Source organism: Cohnella sp. CFH 77786 (genome assembly GCF_019400745.1).
In the GTDB taxonomy this organism is placed as follows: domain Bacteria; phylum Bacillota; class Bacilli; order Paenibacillales; family Paenibacillaceae; genus Cohnella.
In genome coordinates this window covers 314,430-330,728 of the sequence record NZ_WJIB01000005.1, presented here as the reverse complement: position 1 = coordinate 330,728, position 16,299 = coordinate 314,430, and the positions used below count along the sequence as shown (strand labels likewise).

Here is a 16,299-nt window from a genome sequence, read left to right as displayed (position 1 = left end):
TTTAATATTTATAAAAAAACGAATAAACGTCGTATGTTGACAGATAAGGAGTCGTATATTGATTATTTTAATTTAGTTATAAAAGCCGCGCTGCGCGCGGATTCCAATGGATGTATGTACTTGTCCCGCGACAAAATGAAATCTATTTAGTGTCATACACTAGGACGAATAGAAAACCAGAAATCGATGCTGCTGTTACAAGGATTTCAGGCATTGACAGGTCGTCTCGTATTCTTGCGTCGACCAAAGGCAAAAATGATCATCGACACGCTTAAGATGGAGCAAATCATATACATGAATGAATAAGATGAAAGATCCGATACCGGCCCCATGATGACGCCTCCCAGCGAAACGCCTAAATCCGCCACCGCAATGAATAACCCGATCAACACGTTGCGATTCGCCTGAGGCAAGACAAAGGTCAAATAAGTTGTCAACGTTGGATAGAGGAGTGCCTGAGCTATTCCCATTAATACTGCACCCACGTAGAAAAAGATAGCTCCTCCTACGATTGCAAAGCTAACGCTTTGTGCAGCCGTTGCCAGGATGAGCATAATTCCGATCATATAAGAAGAATGCCATTTGCCGTCCGAGGGGATTCTTTTCCTTAAAGAAAACCGAGTCAATACGATGGTACCCGCCTGAAGCATCAGATAAATGCCCGCATTGCCGTTTTTGATTTGCGCAGCATACAGCGGAATGAAGGTGGTAACGGCGCCAAATACAACGGAAGCCGCCAGCATCAATACGCTGCATTTCAATAAATCTGGATTTTTGACTAACTGGGAGTAGGACTTAAACATCGCTGCTCCTTGCTCCTTCCGATTCGAAACAGGATCAGCCGCTTTAATATCCATTTTGGCGCTGTAGCCCACCCCCCCTGTTAAGATGGCAATGGTGATCATGGCCCCTGTAAAAACATTCATATCCCCTGCTTGCCAAATGCCTAAAGCCAGCAAGGGACCAAAAATACCGGGAATATAGGAACACAGAGAATACATCGATATCCCCTGGGAACGGTCCTTGTCCGGCAGCGCATCGATAATGCCCAACTGTAAAGCCATGGAGAAAAAAGCAGTACACACGCCCTGCAGAACTCGGGCAACGAAATAACCCCCTAAACCGGTCAACGTGTAGAGGACGAGAGCCACACCGTTGATAATAAGAATGATGCGCAGCACTTTGATCGGACCATGCCATTGAATCATATGGCCCGCCCAGGGCCGAAAAAACATGGTCGTAAACAAATACGCCCCCATGATGATCCCGATCGTTGTATTGGCGGCACCCAGCGATTCGCCCTTCAATGGAATGATGACATTCAGTATAGAATTGGCGCTAAAATACAAGAGAGTCAAAATATAAAGCCGCAAAAAAGGCCAAGACATAGCTCCTCTCACAACAGCTGCTCCTTCCTCCTGTCTCTTTGACGACCCGCGATTCCTTCATCGTTACGTAATGATCATTTGCAACAATTTCCTAGCATACGCGGACTGAACGTCTTTGAGGTGTTCGACCCTGGCGATTTCTTCAATCTGGCCGTCTCGAATGATCATGACTCTGTCGCAAATATAGGCAGCGGCTTGGATATCATGGGTTATGAAGAGATATGCCATGTTGTAAATCTTCCTCAAGCTCATTAGCAATTCAAGTACCTGGATCTGTACGGACCCATCCAAAGAGCTGATGGCTTCGTCTAATAAAATGCATTTCGGTTCCGTTGAAACGGCTCTTGCAATGCACACCCTCTGAGCCTCCCCGCCCGATAACTCATGAGGATACTTTTTGCGATAGGAGGGATTCAATCCAACTTGATGCAATAACAGATCGATCTTGCTTTGATCGTCCTTCCGAATCTTACCCTGCAGCTTCAAAGGCTCCATAATGGCCTGTTCAACGGTATAAAAGGGATTAATGGAGGACGTGTAGTCTTGAAATACGGCACTTATGTTACCCGCTCTCGCCTTTCGAACCGCTACTGGCTTTCCCTCAAATAAAACGGTTCCTCTGTCAGGCTTTTCAATCCCCAGAATCAGGCGCCCCAAGGTGGATTTGCCGCTTCCGCTTTCTCCGATAATACCCAGACATTCTCCTGGCTTGCATTCGAAGCTAATGTTTGTCAATACCTTCTGTCTTTCCTTGGAAAACAATCCGCCTTTGCGATAAGACTTTTCTACGCAGTCAACGCGGATCAACGTGAACGCCCCCCATGATTCTTTTAAAATGTTGATTCAGCGCCAGTTTCGTGGATACTAAATACCGGGTATATTCGTGCTCGGCTGCCGAGAAAATGGCTTGGGTCGTCCCGCTTTCCACGATTTCTCCGTCTTTCATGACCAGAACCTCATCGGCGATTTTTCTGACAACGCCTAAATCGTGAGAAATGAAGATCATCGAGCAGCCCATTCTTTCCCGCAATCGAATGAACTGTGCGATGACCTCGTATTGCGAGATGGTATCGAGTGCGGTGGTCGGTTCATCCGCGATCATGATGTCCGGTTCCAATACGATGGCCAGAGCGATCATTACCCGCTGCAGCATTCCGCCAGACAGTTGATGGGGATACTTATTCATCAACTCGATCGGATTTTTCAGCATGACGCTTTCCATGGCATGTTTCATTTTGGCTGTGATCTCGCCGGAACTCCACCCGAAATGAGCGGCGAGCGTCTCCTTGAGATGAACACCGACCACACAAGAGGGATCAAAAGCTCGCATGCCGTTTTGCATAATCAGGCAGAGGTTTTTCCCTCTTCGTTTTCTCATTTCTTTCTCGGAAAGGCGAGTTAAGTTTTCTCCATTGAACAGAATGTCTCCGGACTCCAAGAGCCCGGCTTGATTCAATCTCATGACGGCCCTGCAGGTCACGGACTTCCCGCTTCCGCTTTCCCCCACAATCGCCAAACAGCTTCCTTGCTTAACCTGAAAGGAACTATTCGAAACGATCACTTTACCGGTGCTGCGATCCCAGATCTTCAAATTTGCAACTTCCAAAAGGTTCATCATGGGATTAAGCCACTTCTTTCCCTTGAAGATTGGCGGCTGAGGCTCTTGCAAGCCCTTGAAGCTTATGTTTGGAGATCATTAATTTCGGGTCCAAAGCAACTTGAAGCGCATCGGATAAGAAGTTAACTGCCGATACGACAAGGATAATCGCGAGTCCAGGAGCCAGCATGAATTCCGGTCTTGAAAACATCACTTCCCTTGCCTCATTCAGCATCATCCCCCACTCCGCATTCGGAGCTTGAATGCCTAAACCGAGGAACGAAAAACCCGATATCTGCAACATCATCGAACCGAAGGAGCTGCTTGAAATGACCGCAATGTCGGGCAGCGCAACCGGAACGATATGCTTGACCATGATTTTGATGTCGCTTACGCCGAGTGCTTTGGAGAACTTGATATAATCGGACTCGGCAACCTGCATAACAGACGTTCTGATGATACGGGCAAACCATGCCCATTTCGATAACACGAACGCGATCAGAATATTTTCAAGACCCACTCCCAGAATGCCGATCAGTGCCAATGTCATAACATATCCCGGGAAAGAGAGCATCACATCGCAAACTCGCATCACGAATGCATCCGTCTTCCCTCTGAAGTAGCCCGCTATAAAACCTAGAAACGCCCCGAACGAAACTGACAATACCAGCGCAACGAACACCCATAGTACGCTAGGGCGGATTCCGTAAATCAATCTGGATAAAATGCATCTCCCCAGATGATCGTTGCCTAACAGGTATTCCCACGATAAGGATGCAAACCGAAGCTCCATATGGACTTCCTCGGGATCATGCGGCGCAAACAAAGGGGCGAATATCCCGACGGAAACGGTGACAACGATAATGCATAATGATAAAGCGGCCAACTTATCTTTCAGTACGTTCAAAAAAAATTTCATTTAGAGACCCGTCCTTAATTTGGGATTCATCGCCGCATTGAGAATATCGGAAGCGATGTTGAACAGAACGAAAGCAGCCGCCAAAATAAGGACATACGCTTGAATGATCGGGAAATCCCTGCTTAGAATGGATTTGACGCTTAGTGTTCCGAGTCCCGGCCATGCAAACAGGTTTTCCACGACGACAGTGCTTCCAAATATCGTAGGAATTGCCAAGCAAAACACCGAAACGGCCACTTGCAGTGAATTTCTTAAAATGTGCAGGGTAATGATCTTCTCGGACAAGCCGCATGCCTTTCCGTATAGTACATAGTCTTCATTCAGGTTGCTCAACATGGAACTTCTTACGATTCTGAAATAAATGCCCGCATAATTGATCGTGATCACCGTAACCGGTAAAACGTAGCTTTGGTAAGAGTCCATTCCGCTTGTCGGAAGCAAGTCCAAATGTACGGAGAAATACCAGACCAGAAGCGCCGCCAGCCAATATGACGGCATGGAGGTCAGGAAAAAAGAGACTCCTCTGACCGATTTGTCCAGTCGTTTCCCCTCCCGCAGCGCGCAGATAACGCCTAATCCAATGGACAACGCAATAATGGCAATAACTGAAACGAACGTCAGCTTGAACGTATTCAGGAAAGCCGGGCCGAGCAATGACCACACGGGTTGTCCCGTGACGTATGATATTCCGAAATCCAATTGCATGCATGCAAGGAACCAATGGATATAACGAATGAGAAAAGGTTGATCCAATCCGAGCTTCGTATTTGTCTCTGCGATCAATTCGTCTGTTATGACGGGTACTCCTTGCGCTTGCAATACCACTTCGGCTGGATTCATAGGGGACAGATTGATTAAGATAAACGAAAAAAACGAAATGGTCAAAAGTAATGGAACCGAAAACAGTAACCTATTGATGATAAAATTCCCCATCAAATTCTCCTTTCGCCGATAAGAAAAAAAGGGGTTACCCCCTTCTTATGGATCTGCTTATTCAAAGTACATTCGCTCAAATGGCAGCTCAAATTGCGTTTGCTTAAACGAGATGCCCTGCAAGGTTTTTGGAGCCACGACCGTGACGCTTCCATTCGTAATGGGAATAAAGACGGCCTCTTCATGAACGATTTTCAAAATATCCGCATATAACGTATTTCGGGTACTCTCATCCATGGACACCATAACCTGATCGATTTTCTTGTAGAGTTCATCCGCTTTCGAAATGCCGCTTGTCGTATGGTAATAAGAAGACTTTGTCGTAAATGCTGCGATTGTACTCTGAGGATCATAAGCGAGTCCCCAGGTTTGATTAAACAATAAATCATAGTCGCCAGTCGATCGTCGATTCGCGATTGAAGTTGACTCTTCGCCGACAAGCTCCAGCCCCATCCCGATTTTTTTCAATGAATTTTGGATCCATTCAGCCTGTGATTTTTGAGAGGAAGAACTGGCATCATAATAGAGCTTCATAACCAATTGGCTTCCTTTTTTCGTTCTGATAGCGTTGCCATTCTCCAAGACCCAGCCTGCTTCTTCCAAAATCTTTTTCGCGGTTTCCAAATCATAGCCGCGTTTTTTCAGATCGACATTGGCGTAATTCACGTTGGACGAGAATAGGGTTTGGGCTGCTGATTCTGTTCCCTTGAATATTTGTTTGCTGATGGTCTCTCTGTCAATGGAATACCAAATCGCTTCGCGAACAGCCGTTTCATGTACCGGACTGTCGGTCTTGCTGCTATTGGCCACGATCATCTTCGTATTCATTGCATGACTTCGAACGATTTGATAGTCACCCGAATCCGCCAGATGATTCATCGCTTCAACATCAAGACTGTCCGTACCTCGATCATCGGTAAATACGAAATTGACTTCACCCTTTTTCAATGCCAGATAGGTCGTTTCCCCTGAAGGAAGAACTTTAGCCGTAATTTTCTTTACCTTGGGCGCGCCGCCCCAATAGTTTTCATTTGCTTCAAAGATGGCATACTGATCGACTTTATGTTCAGTGAGCTTATACGGACCTGTGCCGTTATAACCGCTTACGCCGTCTTTCGTTTCCCCGTTAACGAAATTATTGGGCGAGACGAATACATAAGGTCTGGTCATCGACAATTCAAGCAAAGTCGGATAATAGGGTTCGGATAGAACGAGTTCAACCGTATGCTCATCGATTACATTGCAGCTCACGATTTTTGTGGAGAGCTTGATCCAGGAATGCTTGCTTGCATTGCGTTGTACCGCTTCCATGTTTTTCTTCACTGCTTCGGCGTTAAATGGCTGACCGTCGTGGAATTTTACGTTTTTTCTGAGATGAAAAGTATAGACTTTTCCATCATTGGAAATATCCCAAGATTCAGCAAGTAACGGTTGGATTCCACCTTCCGTCTTCTCAACTAATGATTCGTACACCATGCCTTGCGCAGGCAAAGAACCTTTGTACAAATGAGGATTCATATCGTTAATGTCTTTCACCGTTGCATATACCAACTCATTGCCCCGACCCGTTGACCCTGTTTTCGCTCCACCGTCACCGCACCCTGCCAGAAGTACAATGCATACCATGAAAGATAATATTGAAACCATTCTTGTCATGACTTATCCCCCTATGTCTTTCTAATCGTAATGATTACGAATTGGAGTATAGTAAAAAAATGGGATGCTGTCAATGACTTCACCTCAATCTGGAGGTGGACTGCAACTTCCCCTTGATGTTCATGTATCCTTGCAGATTCCTGATCGTTTGTTTTCGCATGCTCCATTTTACACACTCAGAGGATGAATCCCCCGAAGCACTGATTTCCTGGGTGCGCGCTGTCTCTTCGGCAAAAGCTCACACACATCGCCCTCAACAATACACCACCCCCCGAACGCGGCAAACTATGCAAGTTCTTGTCCTCAATCGGGAAGCGATGTAAGTTCTTTTCCCGACCAAAGGACAAGAATTTGCCTCGATAAAATGAAAAGCCGCGCTGAGCGCGGATTTGAATGAAAATATGTTCTTGTCCCACGACGTTTATTTCCCGTATGCTGTGACTATAAAACTGCGGTTGCTTAGTGTCCCTTAGCCTTAATAATCTCGAGCGGCTTGTGATTTCCGTATGTCGGATATTCCCGAGTCGTAGGCGCCGCCCAATGGACCGCATTTCGAATCACAAGCCTCACTTGCTCGTTGTAGTAGGTTGGATATTTTTCGTGCCCTGGGCGGAAATAGAAGATTTTCCCCTGTCCGCGACGGAATGTGCATCCGCTTCTAAAGACTTCTCCTCCTTCAAACCAGCTGACCATCACAAGCTCATCGGGTTCCGGAATATCGAAATGCTCGCCGTACATCTCTTCGGTTTCAAGTTCCAAATACTCGCCGACGCCCGCCGCAATCGGATGTCCGGGAGAGACGATCCAAATCCGTTCCTTTTCGTCCGCTTCCCGCCACTTCAAATCGCAGCTCGTTCCCATGAGCGACTTAAACACCTTGGAAAAATGCCCAGAATGAAGTACGATCAGCCCCATCCCTTTCAACACTCTTTGCCGTACACGCTCAACGATTGAGTCCTGTACCTCGTCATGCGCTCGATGGCCCCACCAAATCAAGACGTCCGTATGATTCAGACGTGCTTCCGATAAACCGTGCTCCGGTTCGTCCAGCGTGGCGTAAGCAACTTCTACGTCCTCATCCAATCCTTCTCCGATCGCGACATGCATGCCATCCGGATAGACGGAACGCACTTTCTCGTTTTCCTTTTCATGACGAAATTCATTCCAAATGGTAACTCGCAGTCTTTTGTTCATTGTCCATCTCCTCCATGCCGGATATTTACTCTGTCCTGCTTTCTCAAACATACCTGCAGCACACGCCAAATAGGTAAAATGTCAATAGCCCTTAACCAACAATAATCGGCACACCTTCCGGCGCTTCGATCCCCAGTTTCCCATGTGCGTATGCAATACGGATCGTACCTGTGCGCACGCGGCACGCAAAGTCGAAGCTCTCCAGCGAGTCCGGGATACGCGGCGCCAGTCGGATGGTTTCCCACCCGGGAGCCCCGGGCTTCAGCCCTATGATTTCTTCGATGAACAGCGGGATCGGCGCGCTGGCCCACGGATGGCACAGACTGGTGTTCCACTTCTGCTCCTTCCCCCACGCCTCGAAGCAAGTCGTCGCGCCTTCCTTGACCATATTCCCCCATGAATGTGCGTCATCCGCCGTCAATCTGGCGTATACGTACTCCGTCTCGCCGACTGCCGCCAGTGCTTTCAGCAGGAAGTAGGAGAAATAAACGCCGCAATTCATATTTCTGTCCTTGAGCCAGGAAGCGACGGACGAAACCGCGTCGTCAGGCACAAGCCCGAACAGCAGCGGAAGCGCGTTCGCATGCAGAGAAGCGTGATTCGAGCCGATCGCGTCGACGAATCGCCGATTGTCCGCGTCGTAGAACGCCTGCACGAACCGGTCCCGGAACCGCTCCAACCCGTCTGTTAACCCGTCTGCTCCCTCATCCATCCCTAATGCCGCGCGGATGTCGGCAAGCGCCCTGCACGCGCCGTAGTAGAATGCGTTGACCACATTGTGGCAACCGGGACCTACCGGGCGCGGAAGAGGAAAATCATAGCCGTCGCGCAGCCCTTCCGGCCAATCGACGAGGTTCCATTTATCGCTGACCTGCTCAAGCAGCCCATTCGATTGGCGGTAGCGATCGAAATACCGAATCAACGCCGTTGCAATCGGCTCCATCTCGCGCAGGAAATGAATGTCTCCGCTGTGACGGTAATATTCCAATAGCTGCATGGGCCACTGTAAGGAAAAATCGGCGATTTCCTGCATGAAGCTTCCCGGAGCCACCGCCATGCCCCCTGGGCAAATATGCTGCGCGGCAAGCGCAAAATCGGTGAGCGCCTTCTTCACCATCCGCAAATCGCCTGTCGCATACATATGGGCGTGCATGATAACCGTGTTATCGCCCAGGTATTGGCCTTTCTCACGGCTCGGGCAGTCGACGAATTGTTCCTGCGTGCCGTATTGAAGGCCGCTGCGGCATATCGTCCAGACCCGATCGAGCATCGCGTCCGATGTTTCAAACCGGCAGCTTTCGCTGTCAAAAGGATAGTGACGCACGATCGCGGCGAACGATGCCGTTCGAATCGCAGCCGGTGGGCCGATCACCTCGACATAACGAAACGCCTTGTATTCGAATGGCTCCAGCACATCAAGCTCGCCCGAAAGCGTCCACCATTCACGGTACTTGCAGTTGCAGCGCATATCATATCGCACATGCTCGCCGGTCTCGTCCAATTCTTCCCCGCAGCGGATTTCCAGACGCTCGCCGGGTGCGCCGCACGCTTCCATCGTGAATTGGCCGGTCAGCTCCGTGCCGAAATCGATCAGGTAACGTCCGGGTTCCGGGTTGGCAACCGACGCGGGTGCGCGCCGATACACGGCGAGCGGGGGTGTCAATTGCAACACGAAATGATGGTCGTCATCCTTCGCCGGATGACACGCATGCCAGGCGCTGTCGTCGTATGCCAGCTCACGCCAGCCGCGGTCTTCCAGCCTGCTGTCGATATGCTCGAGAAACTGCGTCCGATAACCGACCGTCTCCGCGAACCCATCGCCGTATTGGCGGGCAACGGTATATTTCCAGGTATCGTCGCTCTCCAGCAGCAGCTGATCGTCCGCGAACAGCTCGGCGATCATGCCCTGCCGCAAGTCGCCGCTGTTGTAAGCTCGATTGATTAATCCTTGATAATACACGTGCACGGCGATCACATTCTCGCCTGGACGCATCCACTGCGTGACATCCAAGCGCAAGTAGGGGTAATGGAACGCATACCCTTGCGCGGGACCTTGCGCGACGAACGCGCCGTTCAAATACAGCTTGAAATAATCGTCCGCCGAAATATCTAGCCACATCCGTTTGCCTGCGCAATCATCCGCCCGGAGCGTAAAGACCCGGCGCACCAGCATATGCCGATTAAGCAGTTCGGCCGGGTGTTCCGGCAGTTCAATCGGCTCGAGCTCCTTATGCAACAAATGCAGCGGCGCGAAACCGCCGAAGCTGGCGTCCTGAATCCATCTCGCCCGCCATGTCTTCTTCGTGTTCATCGTGCATAAACCTCCCGACCCCTCACGAAGGTGGAAAGCAGGTTCAGCTCATCATCCAGAATCAGCAGATCGGCGTCTTTGCCGGCTTCAAGCGAGCCTTTCCGATCCGATACGCCGATTTGCCGGGCAGGCACCTCCGTTAGCGAAGGAAGGAGCCCCTCAAGCGGATAACCGGTATAAGCGAGGACATTTTTCAGCGCCTTCAGCATCGTCAGAGAGCTTCCCGCCAAGCTGGAGCCGTCCTTCAGCCAAATCTGGCCGTCCTTCATCGCCAGGTGCCCATACTCTCCGTCGGGCAGACCGGCACAGGAAACCGCATCCGTGATGAGACAGACGCGCCGGGCGCCTTTTGTCTCGAACAGCAGCTTCACTGCTGCGGGATGGACGTGTATCCCATCTGCAATGAGTTCCGTCGTAAGCTCGCTGAGCATCAATCCGGCGCCGGCGACGCCCGGCTCCCGGTGATGGAAAGGGCTCATGCCGTTAAAATGATGGGTCGTATGGGTAGCCCCTCTACGGACCGCTTCCAGCACTTGCGCATACGTGGCGTCCGAATGGCCGATCGAAACCGTGATGCCAAGTCGTGTCAACATGTCGACCGCTTCGAATCCCCCTTCGATCTCTGGCGCAAGCGTTACCAGCCGAATCCGGCTTCCGGAAGCCTCGACGTACCGCTCAAGCTCACTCCTTGAAGCCGGCCGGATATGCCGCTTGTCCTGTGCCCCGCCGCGGATGGGATGAAGAAAAGGGCCTTCCAGATGGACGCCGAGCAGTTCGGCGCCGTTCAGTCCTTTAGCCTCTGCTTCGGAAGCATTGCGAAGCGCTTTCAGAATCGCCTCCTCCGAGGCCGAATCCGTTGTAGCCAGAAACGAAGTCGTGCCGTGTGCGGCATGGAACCAGCTCATACCGGCGATTCCTTCGTAATTTCCATCCATCATCTGATATCCGCCGCCGCCGTGGACATGAACGTCAATAAAACCGGGGAGCACCATGCTTCCCTGCACATCACGAACCGGAGCTTCTGCCGATCTCAGCTCCGTACCGCCCACCGCTTCGATCCGTCCCTCGCTCCCAACCAGCAGGGATCCGTTGTCGATGACGCGTCCCCCTGCGTAGATTCGTCCATTAACCAGAAGCAGCCGATGATCCAGGGGGTTATCGCGAATCACGTCCACTCTCCCTCCTCCATTTCTCCCTCATGTGCCCCGCCTCCCCTTTACGAAAAGGCTCTTGTTAATCTTAATGGTAGTGCGATTCGCCACGCAGGCATACAAGCCAATATTGTCTTATACTGAGCGGCTCTTATCCATTCTCATGCAACCCGTCGCAACGTGAAAAAAATGGATGATACACTGGAAGCGACGATGCACGTAGGAAAAGAGGAGACGATATGGAGAAAATCACGATTGTCGTAGGCGAATCGTCCGGCGATTTTATCGGAGGAACCGATCGGACCATTCAAGCCGCCGTCGATTACGTATCCTTCCTGGGCGGCGGCACGGTCAGGCTCAAGGAAGGCAACTACCGAATGGAAAACACCGTCCATCTTCGGTCCGGCGTGAAGTTAGTAGGCAGTCCGGGCGGAACCGTACTGCAGCAGGGCGCGGAGCGAATGTCCTTCCTTACCGCCGACGCCGATCGTCATGAACGTCAGGTTAGCGTCGAGATTCCCGACCTCTTCCCTGTCGGTCAAACCGTCACGATCCGCAGGGCCGCCGAAAGCGATAACTTCGGGGACACGGTAGCCGTCGTCACGGGAAAGGAAGGCGCGATCCTGCATCTAGACCGCGAGCTCAACTCCACCACGCTTCTGTCGGACGGCGGAATCGTGACCACGCAAACGCCGATCATCAGCGGATATCATTGCAACGAAGTGGAAATTCGCAACCTGATCGTGGAGGGGAACAGGAACAATCCGACGCTGGTCGACGGCTGCCGCTGCGCGGGCATATTTCTGTTCGATGCCCACAACGTGCGCATTGAAGGCTGCGTCGTTCGGCATTACAACGGAGACGGGATCAGTTATCAAAAGGGTTCCGGCGTCTACGTTCTCAATTGCGAATGCGTCCGTAACGGAGGCAGAGGCGTCCATCCCGGAAGCGGAACCCGAAACACCCGCATTCAAAAGAGCAGCTTCAACGAGAACGGTAAGGACGGCATATTCTTATGCTGGCGCGTGCAGGACAGCGTCGTCGAGGACTGCACCGCCGTCCGCAACGGGATGAGCGGCCTCTCCATCGGGCATAAGGATATCCGTAACCTGATCCGTTCCAACCGGTTTGCCGAGAACGGATATTACGGCATTTTTTTCCGGAACGAATCGGATCCGATGGCAGCCAATTACAATCGGATCGAGCATAATCTGATCGAAGACAACGGATCGGACACCATGGGATATGTCGGCATCAGAATCCGAGGGCATACGCACGACGTCGATATCGCGGCGAACCGGATTTCCTTTGCGAAGGCTCCGCCGGAGCGGACGATCGGCATCTGCATGGAGGAGCATACGCGCGGGATTCGGCTGGAGGATAACGAGTTCGTCAACTGCGCGCTGCAGACGCACTCGCAATGTACGATCGAGTAACGGATGGGCCGTTCCGCTTCAGCGGATTGCTGAGCGGAACGGCCCTCCGTCTCGAATCGGCTTAATGGAAACCTATCCCGCTTGCGCCGGTTCATCGCAAAGAATCGGATGCGTGAGCTCAATGACGGTACCCTCGCCTTCCCGGTTCAGAATGCGCAGTCCGTACCGTTCCCCGAAATAGATGACCAGCCTTTCATGAACGTTGCGCAATCCGACGCCCTTTCTTCGGCTCTGGTCGCTCTGATCAGCAGACAGCAGCGATGACCGAATCTCCTCGGAAATGCCGGGGCCGTTATCGATGATTTCGAATTTCAGATGATCCGGTTTCCGGGATCCCTTGATGACGATTTTGACCGCGTCTCCGTCTCCGGCATGCCGGGTGCCGTGCTTGATCGCATTCTCCACCAGGGGCTGAAACAGCAGCCGCAGACAAGGAAGCCGCATGATGTCGTCATCGATCATATAAACGACGCGGATTGAAGTATCCTGACGCGCCGATTGGATCCCTACATAGGCCCTGACGTGCTCGATTTCCCGCTCGACCCTCGTCAGTTCGCGGCCGTCATTCAGGCTTAGCCGAAGCAAATTCCCAAGCGACCGGACCATTTCGCTGATGTCGTCCGCGCGGCGGCTTTCCGCCTTCCAGCGGATCGCTTCCAGCGTGTTATACAGAAAATGCGGATTGATTTGATGCGTCAACACTTGAAATTCAAGCTCTTTCTTATCCTTCGCTTCCTTCTCGGCGCTTTGAACCAGCCGGTCGATTCTCCTTACCAGATTGTCGAAGCCGAGATACAGCCAGCCGATTTCATCCCTCCGGCTGACTCGCGGCACGCTGAACAGGAATTCGCCGCGTTCGACCTTGCGCATGGCCTGAACCAAGCGGTGAATCGGATTCGTAAAACGCGAGGTCAGGTAGGCGACCGTAATGACGGATAACCCGAAATAGAACAGAAGGAACAGGACGCTGACGCGTTCGATCCCCGCCACGGGCTTCGTCAGGACGGAAACCGGAAGCAGGCTTACGACTTTCCAATCGTTGTTGGCCAGCGGCGCATAAGTGACCATATACTCGACGCCTTCGATATCGATCGGATCGGCGCCAGCGGGCGTTTGCCGCAAATAGTCGCGAAGCTTCCTGGAGGCGACGCTCGTGCCGATCAGGCTCTGGTCTTGGTGATACACGATGACATCTTTGTCGTCGATCAGCATAACCTGCTGTTGTTCAAGCATCTTCACCGGGGCCAAATAATCGCTTAACGTGCTTACTTTAATGTCAGCCGCCACGTAACCGAGCGGTCTGGTCTTCTCAAGTCCATATAACTGTTTAATTAGAGATAGAATAGGCTCCTTATACAAGACCTCGTTGTCTTCCGGCAGAAACAGCTGCCAGAAGGGAGACTTCATGGATTTCGCATCGGTGAACCACTCCTCTTTCTCCACGTCGACATTATGGTAAATGGAATGGGTGAAAGTCGGATACCGCGAAGGATCAATCGGAAAGATCCGAATGGAATAATCGTGCGAATTGCTGCTCAGCGAGCTCGAATATTGGATGAGCTTCGAAGCAATCTCAAGCTCTTCCAGCGTGTTGGAAGGAATGATGCTCAGCAGATTCTGCATGTCGGCCGAGTACATGATTTCATTCTGAGTCTTGCTGACCAGCTCCAGATAATTGTCCAGATTTCTTGCATTCTTCTCCATCATCTGGCTGGAAATGGCGGCGCTTACATTTTGAATGGCCTCAACGGACTTCGAATGCGAGAAGTACCCGATAAACAGAAACGGAAGCATAATCACCAGAAAGAACAGGAGGATCACCTTATGCCGGATCGAGAATCGTCCCAGCTCGACAAGAGGCGCCTTACTCATGCTGACTCCCCCTGCTGTTGCGGTACTCCTGCGGCGTACAACCGAATTTCTTCTTGAACAATTTGGAGAAATGAACCGGATCCTGATAACCGATCATATAGCTGACCTGATAAACCTTATGATTCAGATCGGCAAGCAGTTCCGCGGCTTTCGTCATCCTCACGTCGGTCAGGTACTCCAGGAAATTCATGTCGGTTTCCTTCTTGAAGAGCTTGCTTAGCCAGACCGGCGTCACATGGACATGATCGGCTACCGTTTGAAGCGTCAAATTCTCAGGATAGCGCTGAAGAATGAAGCGCTGCGCTTCGTGAACGATCTGGCTTCTGGAATCGGACTGCGCTTTCATGCTTTCCGCCGCCGCAAGCAGCTGATCGGTCGCTTCCTGCTGCAGCGATTCCAGCGTATCGAAGCGTTCGAGATGCTCCCACAAGACGATCGGATTCTTCTCCCACCACGTCTCTTTCCACCCCGTCGTTTTCTGTGCGGTCCGAAAGACCTCGAGCAGCCACTCGAACATGCGCTGTTGCAAATCTTTGGGATGATGGACGTTCCAGGATTTCGCAAGCCTTGGGAAGGCTGACATGACGTCACGGATGTCCTGCTTGCTGCCGTATTTCAGAAGCTCAACCAGCTCCCGTGCGTTGGCAAGCTGATACTCGAAGCCCGCGTTCGGGGTGTCGGACTCTTCCTCATATCCCCGGACTTCACCGTGTACTTTGAAATACTCGAGAGAAGCCGCCGCTTCGCGGTGTAAATCGAAGAGCCCCTCGAGCGTTCCGCATCGATCGGCATAACCCCGGTTCACCCGAATATGCAGCTGTTCCCTTACCCGATCGCACACCGCCTCCGACAGGGCCGCAAGGCTGTCTTCGCTGCCTCCGCGGTTGCCGGCTCCAAGCAGTACGATCCAGTCGTCCTCCCTGGAACGGAACAGCACATACCGAAGGGGATGCCGGGCTTTAATCAGTTCTTCAAGCAAACTTCCTACGGATCCGAGCAGTTCCTCTTTATCGGCGGACGTATTCCTGGATGTTATCGCTTTCAAACTATCGATCCCGAATTCGATCAGGCAGAGAGGTTCGGCTGCCAGCCATTCAAGCTTCACCTGCTTGAGCTTCTGTTCGATACGCAGCGATTGGCTTTCTCGATAGGGCCGCCCGATCAACTCCCTCAGCAGTTCCTCCCTCATTCTGGGAATCGCGAGTTCATAGCTTTCCTGAATGAGGCTCCGATTCTGCAGCTCCGCGTTCTGCTCTCGCACGCGCTGCAGCGAAACGGCCACGGCCTCGGCCAATTCCTCCTTGCTGATCGGCTTGAGCAAATAATCCGATACCCCCAGCTTCAGCGCTTCCCTGGCATACTGAAATTCATCGTACCCGCTGATGACGATCAGGCCGCCCGTGTATTGATTGCGCACCAATTCCTCAATAAACTGTAGTCCGCTCATGCGCGGCATGCGGATGTCCGTTACGATCAAATCCGGACGGCAAGCCTTCGCAAGCTCCAGCGCAGTATCCCCGTCATCGGCGCCGACCACTTCGAGAACGCCCCAATCCGACCAAGGAAGCTGAGTGACAAGTCCATTGCGTATTTCCTTCTCGTCGTCCACAACCAGTACCCGCATCATTCCGCCATCCCTTCCGCTAGCGATTCTGCGCCGCAAAGCAGCAAAACGATATCCTGCTATCATTATCGCGTACCGACGACCCGTCACGGCTATGAGGCGATGTTAAACAATGAAGGGCGATATTATCCTTGTACCCATAGATTATAATTCGCCGCGCCAGGCGCGCAACCTTCCGGACCAAGTAAAACGGCTACGCCGTCCTTTTCGGACGGATA

At 51.6% G+C, this 16,299-nt stretch carries 12 protein-coding genes; 1 reads left to right on the top strand and 11 read right to left on the bottom strand.

The annotated features are described in order from the left end of the window. Positions 1-206: 206 nt before the first annotated feature. The 9 genes from cntE to nagA form a co-directional block, all read right to left on the bottom strand. The gene (cntE, locus tag GE107_RS10565; RefSeq protein ID WP_219639703.1) at positions 207-1,400 is read right to left on the bottom strand and encodes a staphylopine family metallophore export MFS transporter CntE; all 1,194 of its coding nucleotides are present in this window, start codon (positions 1,398-1,400) and stop codon (positions 207-209) included. A gap of 51 nt (positions 1,401-1,451) precedes the next feature. Beyond that, the gene (locus GE107_RS10560) at positions 1,452-2,195 is read right to left on the bottom strand and encodes an ABC transporter ATP-binding protein (protein ID WP_219639701.1); all 744 of its coding nucleotides are present in this window, start codon (positions 2,193-2,195) and stop codon (positions 1,452-1,454) included. After that, the gene (cntD, locus tag GE107_RS10555; RefSeq protein ID WP_219639832.1) at positions 2,182-3,003 is read right to left on the bottom strand and encodes a staphylopine uptake ABC transporter ATP-binding protein CntD; all 822 of its coding nucleotides are present in this window, start codon (positions 3,001-3,003) and stop codon (positions 2,182-2,184) included. Before cntD ends, GE107_RS10560 begins: the two co-directional genes overlap by 14 nt. A gap of 7 nt (positions 3,004-3,010) precedes the next feature. Next, positions 3,011-3,904: a staphylopine uptake ABC transporter permease subunit CntC gene (cntC, locus tag GE107_RS10550; RefSeq protein WP_219639699.1), complete on the bottom strand. Its 894-nt coding sequence runs from the start codon at positions 3,902-3,904 to the stop codon at positions 3,011-3,013. Beyond that, complete coding sequence (gene opp1B, locus GE107_RS10545) at positions 3,905-4,837, bottom strand: nickel/cobalt ABC transporter permease (RefSeq protein WP_219639697.1); 933 nt, start codon at positions 4,835-4,837, stop codon at positions 3,905-3,907. 57 nt (positions 4,838-4,894) lie between these two features. Then, complete coding sequence (cntA, locus tag GE107_RS10540) at positions 4,895-6,493, bottom strand: staphylopine-dependent metal ABC transporter substrate-binding lipoprotein (protein ID WP_219639695.1); 1,599 nt, start codon at positions 6,491-6,493, stop codon at positions 4,895-4,897. 459 nt (positions 6,494-6,952) lie between these two features. After that, on the bottom strand, positions 6,953-7,687 hold the full coding sequence (locus tag GE107_RS10535; RefSeq protein ID WP_219639830.1) for a ThuA domain-containing protein: 735 nt from the start codon (positions 7,685-7,687) through the stop codon (positions 6,953-6,955). 91 nt (positions 7,688-7,778) lie between these two features. Next, complete coding sequence (locus GE107_RS10530; RefSeq protein WP_219639693.1) at positions 7,779-9,998, bottom strand: family 78 glycoside hydrolase catalytic domain; 2,220 nt, start codon at positions 9,996-9,998, stop codon at positions 7,779-7,781. Further along, on the bottom strand, positions 9,995-11,173 hold the full coding sequence (gene nagA, locus GE107_RS10525; protein ID WP_219639691.1) for an N-acetylglucosamine-6-phosphate deacetylase: 1,179 nt from the start codon (positions 11,171-11,173) through the stop codon (positions 9,995-9,997). Before nagA ends, GE107_RS10530 begins: the two co-directional genes overlap by 4 nt. A gap of 215 nt (positions 11,174-11,388) precedes the next feature. Between nagA and GE107_RS10520 the strand changes: the two genes are divergently transcribed. Then, the gene (locus tag GE107_RS10520; RefSeq protein ID WP_219639689.1) at positions 11,389-12,585 is read left to right on the top strand and encodes a right-handed parallel beta-helix repeat-containing protein; all 1,197 of its coding nucleotides are present in this window, start codon (positions 11,389-11,391) and stop codon (positions 12,583-12,585) included. A 72-nt stretch (positions 12,586-12,657) separates the two neighbouring features. Here GE107_RS10520 and GE107_RS10515 read toward each other — a convergent pair whose 3' ends face one another. Continuing rightward, complete coding sequence (locus GE107_RS10515) at positions 12,658-14,457, bottom strand: cache domain-containing sensor histidine kinase (RefSeq protein ID WP_219639687.1); 1,800 nt, start codon at positions 14,455-14,457, stop codon at positions 12,658-12,660. Next, positions 14,450-16,084, bottom strand: coding sequence for a response regulator transcription factor (locus GE107_RS10510; protein WP_219639685.1), 1,635 nt, complete (start codon positions 16,082-16,084; stop codon positions 14,450-14,452). The genes GE107_RS10515 and GE107_RS10510 overlap by 8 nt, the downstream gene beginning before the upstream one ends. Positions 16,085-16,299 lie beyond the last annotated feature (215 nt).

What these genes read in the sequence shown, in the direction of transcription:
- cntD (WP_219639832.1), bottom strand. Translation starts at nt 3,003, where the DNA reads ATGAACCTTTTGGAAGTTGCAAATTTGAAGATCTGGGATCGCAGCACC.
- cntC (WP_219639699.1), bottom strand. Translation starts at nt 3,904, where the DNA reads ATGAAATTTTTTTTGAACGTACTGAAAGATAAGTTGGCCGCTTTATCA.
- opp1B (WP_219639697.1), bottom strand. Translation starts at nt 4,837, where the DNA reads ATGGGGAATTTTATCATCAATAGGTTACTGTTTTCGGTTCCATTACTT.
- cntA (WP_219639695.1), bottom strand. Translation starts at nt 6,493, where the DNA reads ATGACAAGAATGGTTTCAATATTATCTTTCATGGTATGCATTGTACTT.
- GE107_RS10535 (WP_219639830.1), bottom strand. Translation starts at nt 7,687, where the DNA reads ATGAACAAAAGACTGCGAGTTACCATTTGGAATGAATTTCGTCATGAA.
- GE107_RS10530 (WP_219639693.1), bottom strand. Translation starts at nt 9,998, where the DNA reads ATGAACACGAAGAAGACATGGCGGGCGAGATGGATTCAGGACGCCAGC.
- GE107_RS10520 (WP_219639689.1), top strand. Translation starts at nt 11,389, where the DNA reads ATGGAGAAAATCACGATTGTCGTAGGCGAATCGTCCGGCGATTTTATC.
- GE107_RS10515 (WP_219639687.1), bottom strand. Translation starts at nt 14,457, where the DNA reads ATGAGTAAGGCGCCTCTTGTCGAGCTGGGACGATTCTCGATCCGGCAT.
- GE107_RS10510 (WP_219639685.1), bottom strand. Translation starts at nt 16,084, where the DNA reads ATGATGCGGGTACTGGTTGTGGACGACGAGAAGGAAATACGCAATGGA.